The organism is Novosphingobium sp. GW835-FHT14H07, from assembly GCF_058793515.1.
Genome location: NZ_JBXAFX010000002.1, coordinates 109520 through 127238, shown reverse-complemented (window position 1 = coordinate 127238; position 17719 = coordinate 109520). Strand labels below are relative to the sequence as shown.

At 65.3% G+C, this 17719-nt stretch carries 17 protein-coding genes and 1 tRNA gene; 4 read left to right on the top strand and 14 right to left on the bottom strand.

The genetic code is table 11. The features are described 5' to 3' along the window. Position 1: 1 nt before the first annotated feature. Positions 2–823 carry a phage shock protein PspA gene (gene pspA, locus AC1Q5P_RS02575; protein ID WP_370584311.1) on the bottom strand — a complete coding sequence of 274 codons (822 nt, stop codon included), beginning with the start codon at positions 821–823 and terminating at the stop codon, positions 2–4. Continuing rightward, positions 823–990: a hypothetical protein gene (locus AC1Q5P_RS02570; RefSeq protein WP_492518067.1), complete on the bottom strand. Its 168-nt coding sequence runs from the start codon at positions 988–990 to the stop codon at positions 823–825. Before AC1Q5P_RS02570 ends, pspA begins: the two co-directional genes overlap by 1 nt. 181 nt (positions 991–1171) lie before the next feature. On the opposite strand from AC1Q5P_RS02570, the gene pspF reads away from it, so the two are divergent. Next, positions 1172–2200 (top strand): phage shock protein operon transcriptional activator, encoded by a 1029-nt coding sequence (pspF, locus tag AC1Q5P_RS02565; protein WP_492518066.1) that lies wholly within the window; start codon positions 1172–1174, stop codon positions 2198–2200. 68 nt (positions 2201–2268) lie between these two features. Next, positions 2269–3342, top strand: a complete 1074-nt coding sequence (gene recF, locus AC1Q5P_RS02560; RefSeq protein WP_492518065.1) for a DNA replication/repair protein RecF — start codon at positions 2269–2271, stop codon at positions 3340–3342. A 3-nt stretch (positions 3343–3345) separates the two neighbouring features. Here recF and AC1Q5P_RS02555 read toward each other — a convergent pair whose 3' ends face one another. After that, the gene (locus tag AC1Q5P_RS02555) at positions 3346–4041 is read right to left on the bottom strand and encodes an arylesterase (protein ID WP_492518064.1); all 696 of its coding nucleotides are present in this window, start codon (positions 4039–4041) and stop codon (positions 3346–3348) included. Positions 4042–4109: 68 nt separating this feature from the next. Here AC1Q5P_RS02555 and AC1Q5P_RS02550 point away from each other — a divergent pair, with 68 nt between their 5' ends. Then, entirely contained in the window at positions 4110–4817 is a 708-nt protein-coding gene (locus AC1Q5P_RS02550; RefSeq protein ID WP_039337334.1) for an ABC transporter ATP-binding protein, read from the top strand. Continuing rightward, positions 4814–7351 (top strand): ABC transporter permease, encoded by a 2538-nt coding sequence (locus AC1Q5P_RS02545; RefSeq protein WP_492518063.1) that lies wholly within the window; start codon positions 4814–4816, stop codon positions 7349–7351. Before AC1Q5P_RS02550 ends, AC1Q5P_RS02545 begins: the two co-directional genes overlap by 4 nt. Here AC1Q5P_RS02545 and AC1Q5P_RS02540 read toward each other — a convergent pair. From AC1Q5P_RS02540 to AC1Q5P_RS02490, 11 genes are all read right to left on the bottom strand, one after another. Next, complete coding sequence (locus tag AC1Q5P_RS02540; RefSeq protein ID WP_492518062.1) at positions 7348–7764, bottom strand: DUF805 domain-containing protein; 417 nt, start codon at positions 7762–7764, stop codon at positions 7348–7350. The genes AC1Q5P_RS02545 and AC1Q5P_RS02540 overlap by 4 nt on opposite strands. A gap of 22 nt (positions 7765–7786) precedes the next feature. Further along, a complete protein-coding gene (locus tag AC1Q5P_RS02535) occupies positions 7787–8233 on the bottom strand; it encodes a DUF805 domain-containing protein (RefSeq protein WP_492518149.1) in 447 nt (148 codons plus the stop codon). 199 nt (positions 8234–8432) lie between these two features. Continuing rightward, positions 8433–9353 (bottom strand): NAD-dependent epimerase/dehydratase family protein, encoded by a 921-nt coding sequence (locus tag AC1Q5P_RS02530; protein ID WP_039337328.1) that lies wholly within the window; start codon positions 9351–9353, stop codon positions 8433–8435. Then, positions 9353–10486 (bottom strand): glutamate 5-kinase, encoded by a 1134-nt coding sequence (gene proB, locus AC1Q5P_RS02525; RefSeq protein WP_039337326.1) that lies wholly within the window; start codon positions 10484–10486, stop codon positions 9353–9355. Before proB ends, AC1Q5P_RS02530 begins: the two co-directional genes overlap by 1 nt. Positions 10487–10556: 70 nt before the next feature. Beyond that, positions 10557–11615 carry a GTPase ObgE gene (gene obgE / locus AC1Q5P_RS02520; RefSeq protein WP_039337324.1) on the bottom strand — a complete coding sequence of 353 codons (1059 nt, stop codon included), beginning with the start codon at positions 11613–11615 and terminating at the stop codon, positions 10557–10559. A gap of 136 nt (positions 11616–11751) precedes the next feature. Continuing rightward, a tRNA-Ala gene (locus tag AC1Q5P_RS02515) sits at positions 11752–11827 on the bottom strand. A gap of 99 nt (positions 11828–11926) precedes the next feature. Beyond that, positions 11927–12661 (bottom strand): hypothetical protein, encoded by a 735-nt coding sequence (locus tag AC1Q5P_RS02510; RefSeq protein WP_062780387.1) that lies wholly within the window; start codon positions 12659–12661, stop codon positions 11927–11929. Positions 12662–12874: 213 nt separating this feature from the next. After that, a complete protein-coding gene (locus AC1Q5P_RS02505) occupies positions 12875–13618 on the bottom strand; it encodes a Bax inhibitor-1/YccA family protein (protein WP_039334114.1) in 744 nt (247 codons plus the stop codon). Between the two features lie 123 nt (positions 13619–13741). After that, positions 13742–14548: a pyrroline-5-carboxylate reductase gene (proC, locus tag AC1Q5P_RS02500; RefSeq protein ID WP_492518061.1), complete on the bottom strand. Its 807-nt coding sequence runs from the start codon at positions 14546–14548 to the stop codon at positions 13742–13744. A 170-nt stretch (positions 14549–14718) separates the two neighbouring features. After that, positions 14719–15222, bottom strand: coding sequence for a type III secretion system chaperone family protein (locus tag AC1Q5P_RS02495; protein WP_039334116.1), 504 nt, complete (start codon positions 15220–15222; stop codon positions 14719–14721). 212 nt (positions 15223–15434) lie between these two features. After that, positions 15435–17696 (bottom strand): SPOR domain-containing protein, encoded by a 2262-nt coding sequence (locus tag AC1Q5P_RS02490; protein WP_492518060.1) that lies wholly within the window; start codon positions 17694–17696, stop codon positions 15435–15437. Positions 17697–17719 lie beyond the last annotated feature (23 nt).

Below are 17719 nucleotides of genomic sequence, written 5' to 3'. Positions count from 1 at the left end.
CTCAGCCTTCCTTTCCAAGCTGGCGCTTCATCGCTTCAAGCTCCTCGTCGATCTTGTCCTGCCCAGCGAGCGCGGCGATCTCGTCCGCGAGGCTGGGCTTGGAGTTGTCGGCAAGGCTCAGTGCATCGGCGCGGCCTTCGGCGTAATCGACGCGGCGTTCCAGCTGGTCGAACCGTGCCATGGCTTCATCGACGCGCTCGCTGGCGAGCAAGGACCGCAGGCGGACGCGATTCTCGGCACTTTCAAGGCGCGCTGCGATCGCGGTCTGGCGGCTGCGGGCTTCGCGCAGGCGGGTCTGCAGCTTTTCGATGTCCTGCTCGTAGGCGCGCATCGCATCGTCGAGCACGGTGATCTCGGTCTTGAGCTGGTCAGCCATGTCTGCGGCCTTCTTCTTCTCGACCAGAGCGGCACGGGCGAGGTCCTCGCGGTCCTTCGACAGCGCGAGCTGGGCCTTTTCAGACCAATCGGCCTGAAGGCGTTCCAGCTTGGACACGTGACGGCCCATCTCCTTCTGATCGGCGATGGTCCGGGCAGCCGAGGCGCGGACTTCGACCAGCGTCTCCTCCATCTCCATGATGATCATCCGGATCATCTTGGCAGGATCGTCAGCCTTATCAAGCAAGTCGTTGAAATTGGCTGCAATGATGTCGCGCGTCCGCGAAAAGATACCCATCAGGTTTGCTCCGGGAGTGAAGAGGGGGCGGGATTGGCCATTGCCGCCACCATTGCTGAAATTGCGCAGGCGATCCAGTTCCGCATCGAGGCGGGTGGTGCGACCACCTTCGTCGCGTGCGGAGCGGATCGGGGTGAGTTCGTCGGTCATCATGCCAGCTCACCAGTGATGGCGGCGGTGGAAGCCACGACGGTCGGAACCGCGTTCACCTGCTGCGTCAGGGCAAAACAGCACATCACGACCATCGCACCAATGCTGGCGAGGCTGGCGAGGCTGGCGCGGCCGAGCGAGGTGGAGAAAAAGCGGGCGGTGTACATTTTCGTGACCTTTCGGCAGGTTACTTGTCAGTTCGGGCCGGCTCGGTGCCGGATGTTCATGTTAGAGCAAGGGGTGTGCCAAACTGCGATTTGCCCGGAATTCCGCCACTCTTGGTGCGTCACCCTTCTTTAATGTTGGGAATTCTTGCCGAGACTTGGGAAAATGCGCTAAACCTGTGGCATGGACAGGGAGGTTCAGTTCATCGGCCAATCGGGCGCGTTCCTCGACGCGGTCGAACGCGCCAGCCGCGCGGCGCCAATGCGCCGCCCGGTGCTGGTCATCGGCGAGCGCGGGACCGGCAAGGAACTGATCGCCGAACGCCTCCACCGCCTGTCGACGCGCTGGCAGGAACCGCTGGTGACGATGAACTGCGCGGCGCTTCCCGAAACCCTGATCGAGGCCGAACTGTTCGGACACGAGGCAGGCGCCTTTACCGGCGCGACGCGGGCGCGGACCGGGCGGTTCGAAGAAGCCGACAGGGGCACGCTGTTCCTTGACGAACTCGGCACGCTGTCGATGGGGGCGCAGGAGCGGCTGCTGCGCGCGGTCGAATATGGCGAAGTGACGCGGATCGGGTCGAGCAAGCCGGTCCGCGTGGACGTGCGCATTGTCGCGGCAACGAACGAGGACCTGCCGAAGCTGGCGGACCAGGGCCGCTTCCGCGCCGACCTGCTTGACCGGCTGAGCTTTGAGGTGATCACCCTCCCCCCATTGCGTGTGCGCGAAGGGGATATTGCAGTTCTCGCCGACTACTTCGGGCGACGCATGGCGGCGGAACTGCACTGGGATTCCTGGCCCGGCTTTGCAGGTCCAGTCCAGAAGGCCATGGAGGAGTACCTCTGGCCCGGCAACGTGCGCGAATTGCGCAACGTGGTGGAGCGCGCCGTCTATCGCTGGGACGACTGGAGCCAGCCCATCGGGCATGTGCAGTTCGATCCGTTCGAGAGCCCGTGGAAGCCGGTGGCATCAATGCGGCCGGAAGTGGCGGAGAGCGAGGGGGCAATGCCGGTGCGGAGCGCCATGCCGTCGGCAGATTTCGATAGCGTGGCGGACTTGCGTGCGGCGGTAGATGCGCACGAGCGCGCGATCGTGGAGCACCATCTCGGCCGCAACCGCTACAATCAGCGCCAGACAGCCAAGGCGCTGGGCCTGACCTACGACCAGTTGCGCCATTGCATGAAGAAGCATGGCCTGAGTGACAAGACTTGAGCGAGAGGGCCTGAGCGACAAGACTGGAGGTTTCGCTTGTCGCGCAAACCCACTAACGCCTCAAAGCAATGTCCCTCACCCGCCTGACCCTGCGCGACTTTCGCAACCATGCCGCGACACGGCTGGAGGGGATGCGCGCGTTCAACGTGCTGGTGGGAGAGAACGGCGCGGGCAAGACCAACGTGCTCGAAGCCATCAGCCTGCTGGCGCCGGGGCGCGGTCTCAGACGTGCGCAGCCGGCCGAGATGGCGGGACGTGATGGGTCTGGCGGGTTCGCAGTCGCCGCGGAGATCGAGGACGGGGCCGTGCAGATCGGCACGTCGACCGCGCACGAGGCTCCCAATCGCCGGCTGGTGCGGATCAATGGTGCGGAAGGGCCGGCGGCGCGGCTGGGGGAATGGCTTTCGATCACCTGGCTGACGCCGGCGATGGACCGGCTTTTCGCCGAAAGTGCCGGATCACGCCGACGGTTTCTCGATCGGCTGGTGCTGGCAGGCGAGCCGGGCCATGCGCGCAATGCGACCCGCTATGAAACGGCGCTGCGCGAGCGCAACCGGCTGCTGAGCGACCCGACGGAACCCGATCCGCTGTGGCTTGACGGGATCGAGGCGCAGATGGCCGAGAGCGGTGCGGCCATGGCAGCGGCGCGGGCCGCACTCGTGGCAGCCCTCGGGCGCGTGCTGGAGACTGTGCCGGAGCAGCCGTTCGCGCGGCCTTCACTGGTCTATGCCAGCGCTGTGCCAATCGAGGCGGACGCGCTGCGTAGCATGCTGCGCGAAGGGCGGCGTCGGGATCGCGCGGCAGGGCGATCACTGATCGGGCCGCATCGCGATGACCTGGCCGTGACGCTGGCGGCGAAGAACGCGCCCGCCGCCGATTGTTCGACGGGTGAGCAGAAGGCGATGCTTATCGCCATTGTCCTCGCCCATGCGGAACTGACGGCGGGCGAGCGCCCGCGCCTGCTGCTGCTCGACGAGATTGCCGCGCACCTCGATCCGGTGCGGCGCACGGCGCTGTTCGAGCGGCTGGAATCAAGCGGGGCGCAAGTGTGGATGACGGGCACCGAGATGGCGCCGTTTGCTGAAGTTTCCGGGTCCAGCGCCGTGTGGGCGGTGCGCGACGGATTGGTCGAGCCGCTCTGATCGCTACTTAACCGTGGCCGCTTTCAGCGCCTTTGCCACCTGATCCCTTGTCTCTGCGACGATCTTGTCGACGCCTCGGGCGTTCGGGTGGACATTGTCTTCCAGCATCAGATCCTTGTTGCCGAGGACGGGCGCAAGGAAGAACGGGACCAGGCCTGCCTTGTGCTTCTTCGCGAGATCAGGCCAGATCGGGTTGAATTGCTTCTGGTAGTCCGCGCCCAGATTGGGAGCGGCGAGCATTCCCGTCAGCACCACCGGAATATCGCGCTTGTCGAACTCGGTCAGGATCGCATCAAGGTTGGCGCGAGTCTCGGCCGGGGGCAGCCCGCGCAGCATGTCGTTGCCGCCGAGGCCGACGAGCGCGAGGGTGGGTTTGACCGGCTGGTTATCGAGCGTGAACTGCAGGCGCTGGAGGGCCGCTGCAGTCGCATCGCCCGAGACGCCCGCATTGACGACCTTGGCGGGCACGCCCCCTGCATTGAGCGCCGCTTCTAGCCGCGGCGGATAGCCCTCACCCGGGTTGAGCTGGTAGCCGGCGTAAAGGCTGTCGCCGAATGCCAGTATGACAGGGGCATCGGCCGGGACAGGTGCCGGCGCCTGTGCGGATGCCGATGCGGTAGGGGTGGCAGCTGGTTCGGGGGCCTTCTCTGGCGAGCAGGCGGCGAGAACAAGGGTGGCGGCATGAGCGAAGCGGCGCATTGAAACTCCATTAGCGCGCCCCCAAGTGCCGGTTGCACGCTGCAACCAATCTATGCCACGTGAGGCCTGTGACAAGCACCCCCCTTTCAAGTTCATCGGCGCCGGTAATCGCCGCATCCGCCCTCACCCTCTCTCTCGGCACCGGGGAAGCGCAGGTGCAAATCCTCCGTGGCATCGACCTGACCGTGGCAGCAGGCGAGACCTTGGCGCTGCTGGGGCCATCGGGTTCAGGCAAGTCATCGCTGCTTGCGATCCTGTCCGGGCTGGAGCGGGCAAGCGGCGGGTCGCTCAATGTGGCCGGTGCTGATTTCACTGTACTGGACGAGGACGGCCTGGCCGCCGCGCGGCGCGGGCGGATTGGCATCGTGCTTCAGGCCTTCCACCTTCTGCCGACAATGACCGCGCTGGAAAACGTGGCGACGCCGCTGGAGCTGGCGGGTCAGGTCGATGCCATGGCGCGGGCCGAAGCCGAATTGGTGGCTGTCGGGCTGGGCCATCGCCTGCACCACTATCCGGCGCAGCTTTCGGGCGGAGAGCAGCAGCGCGTGGCGATTGCGCGGGCACTCGCGCCGAGCCCTGCCATCCTGTTTGCCGACGAGCCGACCGGCAATCTCGATCATGCGACCGGCGAGGCGGTGGCCGACCTGCTGTTCGCGCGCGCGGCGCAGGCCGGTGCGACCTTCATCATGGTCACCCATGACGAAGCCCTGGCGGCACGGTGCAGGCGGATCGTGCGGCTGGCCGATGGGCAGATCGCTTCGGACAAGGCTTCGTGAACCTTTCGTGGGGCGCCGCATGGGCGTTGGCGCGACGCGGGCTGGATTGGCGATTCAAGGGCTTGCGGCTGTTGCTGGTGTGCCTGGTGCTGGGCACGGCGGCGCTCTCGGCGATAGGCACCCTGACGGGCGCGATCGAGCGCGAACTGGCGACCCGCGGGCGGGAGATGCTGGGCGCAGATCTCGAATTCACCTTGGCGGCGCGCCAGCCCTCGGCGGAGGAGCGGGCCGCCATCGCCGCGATGGGCGACATTTCCGAAGGCGCGCGATTGCAGGCAATGGCGCGGGTGCCGGATGACGATACGCGCACGACGCCTGTCGAATTGAAGGCGGTCGATGCCAAGTGGCCGCTCTATGGGCGGTTCACGCTGGAAGGCGGCAAGGTGGCGGGCGCGCCGGAAGGCATGGCGGCATGGATTGCGCCGGGCGTGGCGGACCGGCTCGGCGTAAAGATCGGTGACAAGCTGCGCGTGGGCGAGGTCGAGCTTCGTGTCGGCGGGGTCATCGGGTCCGAGCCGGATCGGCTGGCAGAGGGCTTTTCGCTGGGGCCGACGGTGATTGTCAGCAAGGCAGCGCTCGATGCTTCGAAGCTGGTGCAGCCGGGATCGATGGTGCGGACCAAGCTGCGCGTGCGGCTGCCGGCGGGCGCCGACGCTGTGGCGCTCGGCGAGAGGATAAAGGCGCAGTTTCCGCTGGCCGGCTATGAGGTGCGGACTCGCGACAAGGCCTCGCCGGGGTTGGACCGCTTCGTCTCGCGCATGGGGCAGTTTCTGGTGCTGGTGGCGCTGGCGGCGCTGGCGATTGCCGGGATCGGCATCGGCAATGGGGTGAACTCCTACCTCGAAGCGCGGCGCGGGAGCATAGCGACGCTCAAGATCCTCGGCGCTTCGAGCCGGGACATTGCGCGGATCTATCTGCTGCAGCTGGCCGCCGCTGCGTCTCTGGCGATTCTTGGCGGACTGGTGATCGGGGTGAGCATCACGCCGTTGATCGGCAAGGCGCTGGAAGGCCTTCTGCCGATCGAGGCCGGCTTCGTACTTGATTGGGGCGCTCTGGCGATCGCAGCGGCCTATGGCGCCTTGATTGCGCTGACTTTCGCCGCGCCGCCCTTGGCCCGGGCCAAGGCCTTTCCGGCGATGGCGCTGATGCGGGCGCGGGTCAGTCCGTTGGCGGGCGGCTGGAAGGGCGCGGCGCTGCCGGTCGCGCTCGGGCTTGGCGGGATCGTGGCGCTGGCGGTGCTGACCGCACCGCAGAAGCTGCTCGCCGCCGGATTTCTGGCCGGCGCGGCGGCGCTGTTCCTCCTGCTGTCCGCCCTCGGTTGGGGGCTGCAACGGCTGGCGGCAAAGCTGCCCCGGCCCAGGGGTGCGATTGCGCGGATGGCGCTGGCCAATCTGCATCGGCCGGGAGCGCAGACTTCGGCGCTGGTTGTCGCACTGGGCTTCGGGCTTGCCGCCTTCGTTCTGCTGGCAGGCGTACAGACCAGTCTGGACGGCAACATCGCACTGCGGGTGCCGAACCGGGCGCCCGACTACTTCGTGCTCGACTTGCCCCAGGGAAGGACTGCGGAGTTCGACCGGATCGTGCAGCGCGCCGCGCCTGATGCGGCAGTCCGCAAGGTCCCTGCCCTGCGCGGGTCGATCGTTGCCTATGGACCAGCGGATGCGATGACTCGGGTCGCCGATCTCAAGGAAATTCCGGAGAATGCCTGGCCCCTGCGCGGCGACCGCGGGCTGACCTATGCCGACGAAGTGCCCGAAGGCAATGTGCTCACCGCAGGTGAATGGTGGCCCAAGGCCTATTCTGGCGAGCCATTGGTGTCGGTTGACGACGACCTGCGCGAGGCGCTCGGGCTAAAGCTGGGCGACCGTATCGCGGTCTCGATCCTTGGCGTTGAGCGCAGTGCGAAGATCGCCTCGTTCCGCCGGATCGACTGGGAGAATATGGGCTTCAACTATGTGCTGGTGTTCAGCCCCAACGCCATTGCCGATGCTCCGCACAATCTGGCTGCCACGATCAGCCTGCCGGAAGGCGCGAAGACACCGGACGTGCGCCGAGCGATCCTTGGCGGGTTGGTCAAGGCCCTGCCTTCAAGCTCGGTGATCGAAATCGGGCCGGTGCTGGGTCAGGCGCGCGAGATCCTGTCGCAGATGGGAGCGGCCATCCTTGCTGCGGCGAGCGTGGCGATCCTTGCCGGGATGGCCGTGCTGGCAGGCGCAATTGCCGCCGCGCGCGAACGCAAGACCTACGACAACGTCATCCTGCGCGTGCTGGGAGCAAGCCGCAGGCAATTGCTGGTGCTTCTCGTGGCCGAATACGGGCTGCTCAGCGCGCTTCTGGCGGGCGTGGCGCTGGTGCTGGGCACAGGGGTGGCCTGGGGCGTGATCGTGCTGCTGTTCGAGTTCGACTGGCTGCCCGACTGGCCGCGTATCCTTGGCGTGCTGGGCGCTGGCGTGGCGCTGGTGATGGTGCTGGCGATCACCGGCTCGGTCGGGCTGCTGCGAACCCGACCGGCACAAGTGCTGCGCGAGCTTTAGGAGAATACGTCCGCTGGCGTCGGGTTCTTGGGATCAGGTCCGAAGCGGTTGGGGCCACGCGTGCCCTCGAGGCACATCAGGACGACCAGCGCGAACCAGCCCAGGAACGGAATGAGCCAAAGCAGCAGGAGCCAACCCGTGCGGTCCTGATCGTGAAGGCGCCGCACCGACACGGCAAGGCCCGGAACGATGGAGGCGAGCCAGAACAACCCGCCGATCCATCCCCCGGCCCCCACGAGCCGGGAACCATAGACAAACGCCCCCTCGCCTCGCGTCACCTCATTGGTGCCGAAAACCGCGTTCAGCACGATCATCACCAACACATAGAACAGCGCGAAGCTCCAGTACTCCCTGCGCCGAGAGCGCCCCGAGAATTCGGCATAGCGGCGATAGGGCAGGATCATCCAGTTCATCGCGAAAGCCCCTTGCGTTGGGTCAGCCGAACACGTCGTAACCAGCCGGGTTCTTCGGATCATCGCCAAAGCGGTTCAAGCCTGCGGTGCCCGGCAGGCACAGGATGACGAGAAACGCGATGCTGGCAATCCAACCCACGAACGGGATCATGCCCAGCACGATGAAACCGAGATACCACCAGCCAGACATGTCGCGATCATGCAAGCGGCGCACGATCACTGCGATGCCCGGCACAAGAGTACCGAGAAAGAACACCACCATCAGGACGGCGCCGATCCAGAACGAAACTCCGAACTGAGGGTCCTCGACGCCGGAAAGCGCTGTACCAAGGCCGCCGGCAAACATGAAAGCCCCAATCAAGGCATAGACGATCACCGTGAACAGGGTGAACATCCAGTATTCCTTTCGCCGGGACCGACCGGAAAATTCCGCGTAACGGCGATACGGCATCAGCATCCATTCCATGATTTTCCCCCAAGTCTTTCCGCGTGACCAACGCGAGATGACAAGTGACCATTATTTCGCGGAGACTGCAAGCGCAGTGCGATATCCGTCTCGTCAATTGGCCACGCGCAGGAAAGATGCCGGGGTGGTCTTTGGCGCAGATCCCGGTTCGGAAACGAGGGTCAGACCAAACTTGTCAAACAGTGCGCACGGGCCCCGACATTCATTTGAGCCAGCCGGCCTCGCGATACCACGCGGCGGTGGCATGCAAGCCCATTGCCGTTTCGACCTGTGGCAGCCAGAGTCCGGGAGGCGGCTGGTTGCCCTCGCCGGCGCGCCAATCGGGGTGACACATGTAGCCGACGCGATCGAGCGTGAGCTTGGCGCCCTTTCCACGGAACGTGGCGTCAAGCTTGGCGCCAAGGCGCAGGATGCTGGCGGGGAGGTTTACCGCGGTGGCGCGCCTGCCTACCGCCATGCCGATGGCCTTGGCGAGATCGTTGTGGGTCCAGCCTCCCGGGGTGCCGTCATCGGGCTCGAAGGTCAGGTGCGTGACGTCCTCGCCGCCCGGAATCAGCGCGAGCAGCAGGCGCGCAAGGTCGTTGACGTGGATGATCGAGAGATGCCCTTGCGGCGGAAGCGGCACGATGCCCCGGCGGGCGAGCTTGAACAGCTCGAACATCTCGGTATCGCGCGGGCCGTAGACGGCGGGCGGCCGTACCACCGTCCAGTCGAGACTGCTGGCCTTGACGATCTTTTCGCCCCGCAACTTGGACCGGCCGTAGATCGACAGGTCCGGCTCGCGCGCAGAGAGCGATGAGACGTGGACGAAGCGCGGGACGCCGGCTTCCAGCGCCGCATTGACCACATTCAGCGTGCCCCAGACGTTGCCGTCCTCGAAGCCCTGCTCATCCGGCGCGCTGACCACCCCGGCAATATGCAGGACCACGCTCGCACGTCCGACGAGACGCTGCAGCGCGCGCTTGTCGCCCAGATCACCCTGAACCCACTCGACGCCGACGCGGGCATCCTGCGGGCGGCGGGCGAGCGCGCGGACCTCGATCCCGGCGCGGGCGGCGTAGTCGAGCACGGCTTGGCCGACGAAGCCGGTGGCTCCGGTAATCGCCAGCAGTTCCGCCGCCATTACAGCAGCACCATCTGGTCGCGATGGATCAGTGCCGAGCGGGGAGCGTAGCCAAGAATCTGCTCATGCTCGCGGCTGTGATGGCCCTTGAGGCGGAGGCATTCGGCTGCGTCATATTCCGACAGCCCCCGCGCCAGCGTTTGGCCATCGGGTGCGATCACGGCAATGGCATCGCCACGCTGAAAATCGCCTTCGACTTGCAGAATGCCGGCAGCAAGCAGGCTGGAGCCGCGTGCGAGAGCGGCAGCGGCACCGGCATCGACATGGACGCTCCCGCGCATGCGCATGCGTCCGCCCAGCCATGCCTTCCGCGCCTGCTTGCGGCCGCGCGGCAGGAAAAGCGTACCGCGATCGGCGCTCAGGGCAGCGTGGATCGGCGAAACGGGCTGACCGTCGATGATGGCGAGTGCCATGCCTGCGAGTTCGGCAATCTCTGCCGCCTGCAGCTTGGACGTCATGCCACCCGATCCGAGGCCGGAGGAGGAACCGCCTGTCGCCATGGCATGAATTTCGGGCGTCACGCCCTTCACCACTGGAATGCGCACGGCTCCGGGTTGGCGGGGATCGCGGTCATACAGCCCGTCGATATCGGACAGCAGCAGGACACCCGAAGCCCCGGCTGCTTGCCCGACGCGCGCGGCAAGGCGGTCGTTATCGCCGAAGCGGATTTCCTGCGTGGCGACAGAATCGTTCTCGTTGATCACCGGCACCGCGCCTGCGGCCAGAAGCGTCCCGAGCGTAGCGGTGACGTTAAGGTAGCGGCGACGGTCTTCGAGATCCTCAAGCGTCAGCAGGATTTGTGCCGCAGCAAGCCCGTGTGCGGCAAGCAATTCGGCCCACAGGCCTGCAAGCGCGATCTGGCCGACCGAGGCCGCAGCCTGCGCATCGGAAAGACTTCCGCGCCCACCCTTGGCAAGGCCGAGCCTGCGGGCGCCCAGGGCAATTGCGCCGGAGGAGACGACGATGACTTCCTGACCGGCAGCGCGGGCCGCCGCTATTTCGGCAACCAGCGCGGACAGCCATTCACGCCGCGGCGCACCGTCCTTGCCCACGAGCAGCGCCGAACCGACCTTGACCACCAGGCGCGGACAGGCAGAGGCGTCGGTCAGGTGGGCAAGCTGGCTGATCTTCATGAGGGCCGCTTAGGGCAATTGTGACGGATCGTGAAGGGCTGTCAGTCCCGCTGGCGGAGCGCTTGGGCGATCAGATCGGCGACCACGGCTTCTGGTCAGCCTCTTCCTCCACCTCGCCCGTCGGCCGCTCGGTTGCCGTGGCGAGCGGCAGGTGTTCGAGGACTGCATCGAGCAAGGCGTCCATGCCCTTCCCGGTCGCGCCGGAGATCGGATAGACCTTGCTTGCGCCTGCCTCGCGCAGTTCCTTGGTGAAGGCCTTGACCAGTTCGGCATCGACAAGATCGATCTTGTTGAGTGCGATCAGGCGGGGCTTTTCATCGAGCCCGGCACCGTAGGCTTCGAGTTCCCCTTCGACGATCTGCATGGCTTCGACAGGATCGGTTTCACTGTGGATGTCGATGAGGTGGATCAGCACGCGGCAACGTTCGATATGACCGAGGAAGCGGTCGCCAATCCCTGCACCATCGGCCGCGCCTTCGATCAGGCCGGGAATGTCCGCCAACACGAACTCGCGGTTGCGATGGCGCACGACGCCCAGTTGCGGACGCAGCGTGGTGAAGGCGTAATCGCCAACCTTGGCCTTGGTATTGGTGATCTGGTTGATGAAGGTCGACTTGCCCGCATTGGGCAGGCCGACAAGGCCAGCGTCTGCGAGAAGCTTCAGGCGGAGCCAGACGTACATTTCCTCGCCCGGCCAACCGGGACCGTGCTGGCGGGGCGCACGATTGGTGGACGACTTGTACGAGGCATTGCCCCGGCCGCCATCGCCGCCGCGCAGAAGAACCTTCTGGACACCCACTTCGGTCATGTCGAGCAGGACGGTCTCGCGATCGTCGTCGAGAACCTGCGTGCCGACCGGCACCTTGATGACGAGGTCGTTGCCGCCCGCACCAGTACGGTTCTGGCCCGCGCCGCCGCCGCCTCGCTGCGCCTTGAAGTGCTGGGTATAGCGGAAGTCGATCAGGGTGTTGAGGCCGGTGACGGCTTCGAAGATGATGTCGCCGCCCTTGCCGCCGTTGCCGCCGTCGGGACCGCCGTATTCGACATACTTCTCGCGCCGGAAGCTGACCGCGCCTGGGCCGCCCTGCCCTGAACGGATGAAGATCTTGGCCTGATCGAGAAAATGCATGCGGGTAACTGTTTCCAATGACAGGCCCGGAGCAAATGCAACACGCCGCCCCGGAAGCGAGCCTTTTACCCGTTCATGGAGAGCTTGTAACGCCGAACCGCGAGGCGCCTGCCATATCAGGCGGTTCGGTGATACCTGGTGGAGCCGAGGGGGATCGAACCCCTGACCTCGTCATTGCGAACGACGCGCTCTCCCATCTGAGCTACGGCCCCGTTCCCGGTATCGCCCCACGGTGTGCTCACCGCAGGGAGCGCTGCCATTAGCGCAGCGCCTCCCCACTGAAAAGAAATTTTTTGCCTGTCCAGTCCGGCTCAGTGCCCGGCGGCAGTACCGTCCGGAACAGGCGCCGCGGTGATCTTCACCGCCTGCTGCGGCGGATTGACAAGGCTGCCGTACTGGGCCTGCCAGATGGCAAGATCCGTGCGATAGACCTCATAACGACGATAGAAGTCGTCGAACACGACTTCGATATTGGGCAGGCTGCGCACGGCGAAGGCCTCAAGATCGGCCGACTTGACGGCCGCACCATCGCGGCTGACCGCCATCACGGCATCGCAGAAGTCCGAAAGCGTCGGTGGCAGGGCATAGTGGTTATACACCTGCGTGATGTAAGCCTCACGCGGAGCGATGAACTTGGCACCGTACTTGGCCTTGAATTCGACATCGAGGCGCTTGTTAATCGCGTTCAGCACCTTGTTGTGCGTGGTCAGGAAAGCCTTGTAGCGGGGCAGGATGTCGGCATGGACCGGGGCGTTGCAGTTCAGCGCGGCTACATTGTAGGCCGAGCGAAGGTTCCACACCATCTGGGCCGACGAGATGTTGCGGTTCAGCGATTGGCGCAGTCCATTTGCATCGGCTGGCGGAACCGCGATGTTGTCCGAAGCGCCATTGGGTGCCTTGGGCTTTGGCGGAATGACCACGACCTTGGGTGGCGGGGGTGGCGGGGGTGGCGGAGGCGGCGGCGGCTTGGGCGCGCACGAAGCAAGGCCGATGGCCAACCCTGCAGTAACAAGACTTGGCGCGACGATACGCCGGAAACGAAACATTGGCATTCCCCCAATTCCGATCCCGAAAAGGACCGTGACAGGCAGACGGTCCCTTGCTGCAGCGTGTCAAAATGCTGCACGAACCATCCTGTATGCAAGATGAAGGTAAGCGTAGCGCCCGCGCGGGCAAATGAGAATCCCCCAGACAATAAAAACCCGGCGAACCGTTGCGGTCCGCCGGGTCAATCTGGTTCGGTTCGGGTGCTTTTCAGATCAGCGGCGCTCGCCCATGAACTGCAGCAGGAACTGGAACATATTGATGAAGTCGAGGTAGAGGCTCAGCGCGCCGAGAACGACGGCCTTGCCGGCGAATTCGGTTCCGGCGACGTAGGCATACTGCTCCTTGAGGCGCTGGGTATCATAGGCGGTCAGGCCCGCGAAGATCAGCACGCCGAGGAAGCTGATAGCCCAGCCCAGACCCGACGACTTCAGGAAGATGTTAAGCAGCGACGCGATCAGGATGCCGAAGACACCCATGATCAGGAAGCTGCCCATGCCCGACAGGTCCTTCTTGGTGGTGTAGCCGTAAAGGCTCAGACCCGCGAAAGCGCCGGCCGTGGCGAAGAACGTCGTCGCGATCGAAGCGCCCGTGTAGACGAGGAAGATCGTCGACAGCGAAAGGCCCATGGCAACCGCAAAGCCCCAGAACATGCCCTGAAGAGCCGTGGTCGAGAACTTGTTCGCCCCAAAGCTCATGAACATGACGAAGGCGAGCGGCGAAAGCATCACCAGCCAGATCAGCGGGGTGCCGAGCAGCGTCAGCGTGAAGCCGGTGGTTGCCGACAGCAGCGCCACGATGCCAGAGAGCATCACGCCCGAGGCCATGTAATTGTAGATCGACAGCATGTGACGGCGCAGACCCGCGTCGAACACTTCGCCGCGAGCGGAAACGCCGGAAAGGCTCGGAGACGCGCCGAAGCCCGTTCCGGTGGGCCGAGGGTCGTTCCAGTTTGCCATTTTCAAAGCTCCGTTCTGTGGCCCCAATGGCCACGTACGCGGAATATCGGCGCTTTCGCCTGTGCTTTCAAGGGAAACCGGACCAACCGACAGGTCGCCGACTGTAACGAATTGTTGCCGCGTTCAGCGCGCCTTCCGCGCCATCTCGGTCATCTCGGCACTGCGATCACGCGCGCCGCGCAATGTATCCTCGATGAGGCGGACCAGGCGATCATCGGCATCGAGCACGTCGATGCCGACCTGGGTGACTCCTCCCGGGCTGGCGACCCGGCGGGCGAGTTCAGCGGGCGAATGCTCGGACCTGGCCGCAAGCATCGCCGCGCCCTCGACCATCGACAGCGCCAGCCGGTCCGCCTGCTGCCGCGCCAGGCCCAGTGCAGCCGCGCCTTGGGCGAGCGCATCGATGAAACGGTAGACGAACGCAGGGCCTGAGCCCGCAAGTGCGGTGACGAGATCCATCTGATCCTCGCCAGACAGCCATTCGGCCTGTCCCAGAGGGGCCATCAGGGCATCGGTCTCGGCACGCGCAGCATCGTCCGCATCACCGACCAGCGCAATTGGCGACTTGCCGAGAGCGGCTGCAAGGTTCGGCATGACGCGGACGATTGCGCGGGCAGCAGGAAAACTGGCGCGCAAGGTGGCGAGATCGACGCCTGCCAGAATCGAGAGCAGGAGCGTGTTCGTGCCGACGTAGGGCCGGACCGAGGCGACCGCATCGGGCAACTGCTGCGGCTTGAAGCCAAGCAGCACCACATCAAATGCGCCTTCACCCTCAGGCGCGGAGCCCAGCAGGCGCGTGCCTTCCGGCGCGACCTCCAGGTAGGGATCGACAATCGTGAAAATCTCGGGCGCGTAGCCGCCTGCAAGCCAGCCTTTGAGCATGGCTCCACCCATGTTGCCGCAGCCGAACTGGAGGAAGGTTTTGGTCATGGGGGATTTCCTTGAGTCGCGTTTGCGCGGTCAATGCCGGGACGGTGGGCTTATCGCAATGGCCTAAGCCTGCTCCCCCGCAAAGGTGGGGGCCTCAGTCGTTTTACGCTGAGGCTCCGAGAGACCACCGAGGCCCCGCCTGCGCGGGGACGCATCAGCGTCGAGCAGGTTCAGGCCTCGCCCGCCGCATCCACCATGGCGCTGGCAAGCGCGTCGGCCGGGCTCTTGTCGCCCCACAGGATGAACTGGAACGCCGGATAGAACCGGTCGCACTCGTCCACCGCTGCTTCGATCGCCGCCTGGGCCTGACTGATGCTGAGCAGACCCTCGTCACCGAGCATCAGGCCATGGCGGTACAGCAGGACAGAACCATTGGACCAGATGTCGAAGTGACCGATCCACACTTGCTCGTTGATCAGGGCCATCAATTCATAGACGGCCCCCTTCTTGTCGTCGGGAATGCGGATATCGGGCAGGCAGAGAATCTGGAGGACGTGATCCTCGACGCGCCAGATGGCCCGTAACTGATAATTGGCCCAGGAGCCTTGAATTTCGCCGGTAACCTCGTCGTCCGAGACAAATTCGCATGGCCAGCCGCGCGCTTCGAAAAGCGAGGCGATCATGTCGACAGGCGCTGCCTCCTCGCGCTCGTTGTCGTCATGGCCGGTCCGCATGGTACGTCCCCTGAACACTTGATCGGGCCTCCTCGGCTGGTTGGCCCGGCAGGGCGATCTGCCCTGACTGCTGCTCGAAACGTCAATGGCGGTTCACACCCCCGCCCGACAATCGCGGGTTAACAGGCGGTTGGGCAAAACTCGACAACCTTGTGGGAAAGCTGTGGACAAGGAGTGAACAGCAAACTCCGCACGAGGTTCCGCCTCCCACCCTATTTGAGAGAGAGAGTATCGACCGGTTGACCCGCCGGGCTGGTCCACTGGTAACTCGAAACCCCGTCCTTCTTGAGCTTCGTGACGAAATCCTGCGCCTCAGCCTCGCTAGCGAAGGGGCCGGTCAGCAGACGGAAATTGCTGCGCCAGGGCGACAGATAAGGCTTGCGCGAGCGCAGGAGCGCAGGTGCTTCCTTCAAGAGACGGCGCCACTCGGTGTCCATGACGTCCTTGTTCGCCCCTGTCAGCACTTGCACCCAGATCCGGCTTGGATGGCTGGGGCCGGCCTTCTTGGCCTTGGCCTCTTGCGCCTCTTTCGCTGCAGCCTTGGGATCCTTGACCGGCTTGCCGTCCTTGCCCAGTTTCACCGCGTCCTTGGCCGAGGGCTTCTGTGGCTCCTTGGTCGGCACGCGCGAAACGTCCGTTGGTCCATCGGGCCTTTCGCCGCGTGGGTCGGGCTTGACGGCCTTGGCGGCGGATGCCGGAGCAATCCGCGTTATGTCGACTGCAGGGACCGAAGTGGCGCGCTCCTCTGGAGGAGGAGCGAAGGATTTGAACAAGGTTGCGAGGTCGCGCGCAGGAGGCGGCGTGTTGGCCGCTGCCGTCTGCACCTCGGGTGATGATGACACGGGCGCGACCGCAGCGGGCATTGCAACCTGAGCACCAACCGGGGCAGGCTCAGCGCCTGGCGCTGTTGCGGATGCCGTTGTCGGAGAAGCAGCAGTCGCAGGCGGGGGGACAGAAGCCGGTCCGACCTTGGCCAGATCAAACCCGCCCGCCGACGTGAGCGATGGTGCTGGCCGGCTATTGGCAGCACCAACGGGCGAAGCTGGTTGGGTAGTGGCCGTGGGACCCGCTCTCACCGGCGCAGCGGATGCAATTGCTACGCTGCTTGCCTGAGCAGGGGGCGAGGCCGTTGCTCGCGCAGGATTATTAGCTGGCGCAGCGGTCGGGTCCTGTTGGAAGCCGGGCCTTGCAATCGGGTTTGCCGATGGCGCGATCGTCGTCGTCGGTGCCGGAGTTGTCAGCGGCCTCGCAACCGGCGACTGGGCGGATGCCGATGGCGCCGGGCGAATGGGTGGAACTGCGGGGCGCACCGATCCGGGTGGTACATCGAGCGCCGAAAGCACCGTCGGTCGGGGAACGACCGGAGTCGTGCTTGACGGAGGATCGGGCCGCACTGCTGGCGCGGCGCTCGCATAAGTCTGGACCGGCGGCAGTTCAGCCGGCGGCGAGGTGCGCACTGCAGGACGGACAACGACCGTGGCAGATGTGGCACTGTCGCTCTTGCCGGGGCGGCGGCGTTTTTCGCGACTGGGCTTTTCGCTGGCCGCGACGGAAGGGCCAAGAGGCGCACCTGCCGGAATAAGGCCCGCTTCAGCCGTGCGCGGGGCACGCGGGTTGAGCGCAGCATATTGCACCACGCGAGGATCATCGCGCCCGATGTCTGCTGCGCGGGGAAAGCGCCCGAAGTTTGCCGCAGCCGCCTGCTGCGCCGGAGTTAGGCGCGGCATATAGCGCAAGTATGGCGCGATGCCCGATGCCAGATCCTGCGGCATCGAGGCGTAGGCAATGGCCACTGCCTCGTCCGGACCACCCGTCACCGCCATCGCGAAGGTGCGGGTGCGCCAAGCTGCGCGATCCTGCTTTTCAATCAGCGGGGCCAGCAGGGCCTCGGCCCCGCGCCGATCGCCCGATATGGCAAGACTCATTGCATAGCGGCGCGTGATCTCGTCATCCCCGCCCCGGCTCAGCGCAACCTGATACCAACGCTGTGCGCGTCCATTGTCCCCGACGAGATCGTAGGCGAGCGCCCGATCCGCAGCCATGGCAAAGGTATCGCCGCCGGTTCGCTCTGCCTCGTCAAAGGCGCGGATGGCCTCAACGGGATTTTCCGCGACAAGCTGGGCCTTGCCAAGCAGGGCCTTGGTTCGGGCATTGCCCGGCTGGACCTCGTCAGCCCGGGCAAGGAACCCGATCGCGGCATCGCTGTCACCCAGCTTCAACGCGGCGCTTGCCGCATCGAATAGGGCGGTGACATTCCTCGGATCGGCGCCGAGCCGAGCCAAAGCGGCATTGAGTTCGCGGCTGGGACTGGGGGCAGTAGACTGCACCACCGGGCGCGATACCGTCGCGGGGCCATCAGGATCGTCGTCCGCTTGGGCTAACGCCCGCGGCGACGCAGCGCAAAGCAGGAGCGCCAGAGCAAGCCTTAGACGCGATGAGCCCGAGAACTGCGCGATGGGGAGCCGATTCGTCATCCTGCCGCGCTCTTTACCGTCTT

What these genes read in the sequence shown, in the direction of transcription:
- AC1Q5P_RS02540 (WP_492518062.1), bottom strand. Translation starts at nt 7,764, where the DNA reads ATGAACTGGATGATCCTGCCCTATCGCCGCTATGCCGAATTCTCGGGG.
- AC1Q5P_RS02510 (WP_062780387.1), bottom strand. Translation starts at nt 12,661, where the DNA reads ATGTTTCGTTTCCGGCGTATCGTCGCGCCAAGTCTTGTTACTGCAGGG.
- recF (WP_492518065.1), top strand. Translation starts at nt 2,269, where the DNA reads ATGTCCCTCACCCGCCTGACCCTGCGCGACTTTCGCAACCATGCCGCG.
- obgE (WP_039337324.1), bottom strand. Translation starts at nt 11,615, where the DNA reads ATGCATTTTCTCGATCAGGCCAAGATCTTCATCCGTTCAGGGCAGGGC.
- AC1Q5P_RS02555 (WP_492518064.1), bottom strand. Translation starts at nt 4,041, where the DNA reads ATGCGCCGCTTCGCTCATGCCGCCACCCTTGTTCTCGCCGCCTGCTCG.
- proC (WP_492518061.1), bottom strand. Translation starts at nt 14,548, where the DNA reads ATGACCAAAACCTTCCTCCAGTTCGGCTGCGGCAACATGGGTGGAGCC.
- proB (WP_039337326.1), bottom strand. Translation starts at nt 10,486, where the DNA reads ATGAAGATCAGCCAGCTTGCCCACCTGACCGACGCCTCTGCCTGTCCG.
- AC1Q5P_RS02495 (WP_039334116.1), bottom strand. Translation starts at nt 15,222, where the DNA reads ATGCGGACCGGCCATGACGACAACGAGCGCGAGGAGGCAGCGCCTGTC.
- pspF (WP_492518066.1), top strand. Translation starts at nt 1,172, where the DNA reads ATGGACAGGGAGGTTCAGTTCATCGGCCAATCGGGCGCGTTCCTCGAC.
- pspA (WP_370584311.1), bottom strand. Translation starts at nt 823, where the DNA reads ATGACCGACGAACTCACCCCGATCCGCTCCGCACGCGACGAAGGTGGT.
- AC1Q5P_RS02530 (WP_039337328.1), bottom strand. Translation starts at nt 9,353, where the DNA reads ATGGCGGCGGAACTGCTGGCGATTACCGGAGCCACCGGCTTCGTCGGC.
- AC1Q5P_RS02505 (WP_039334114.1), bottom strand. Translation starts at nt 13,618, where the DNA reads ATGGCAAACTGGAACGACCCTCGGCCCACCGGAACGGGCTTCGGCGCG.
- AC1Q5P_RS02490 (WP_492518060.1), bottom strand. Translation starts at nt 17,696, where the DNA reads ATGACGAATCGGCTCCCCATCGCGCAGTTCTCGGGCTCATCGCGTCTA.
- AC1Q5P_RS02570 (WP_492518067.1), bottom strand. Translation starts at nt 990, where the DNA reads ATGTACACCGCCCGCTTTTTCTCCACCTCGCTCGGCCGCGCCAGCCTC.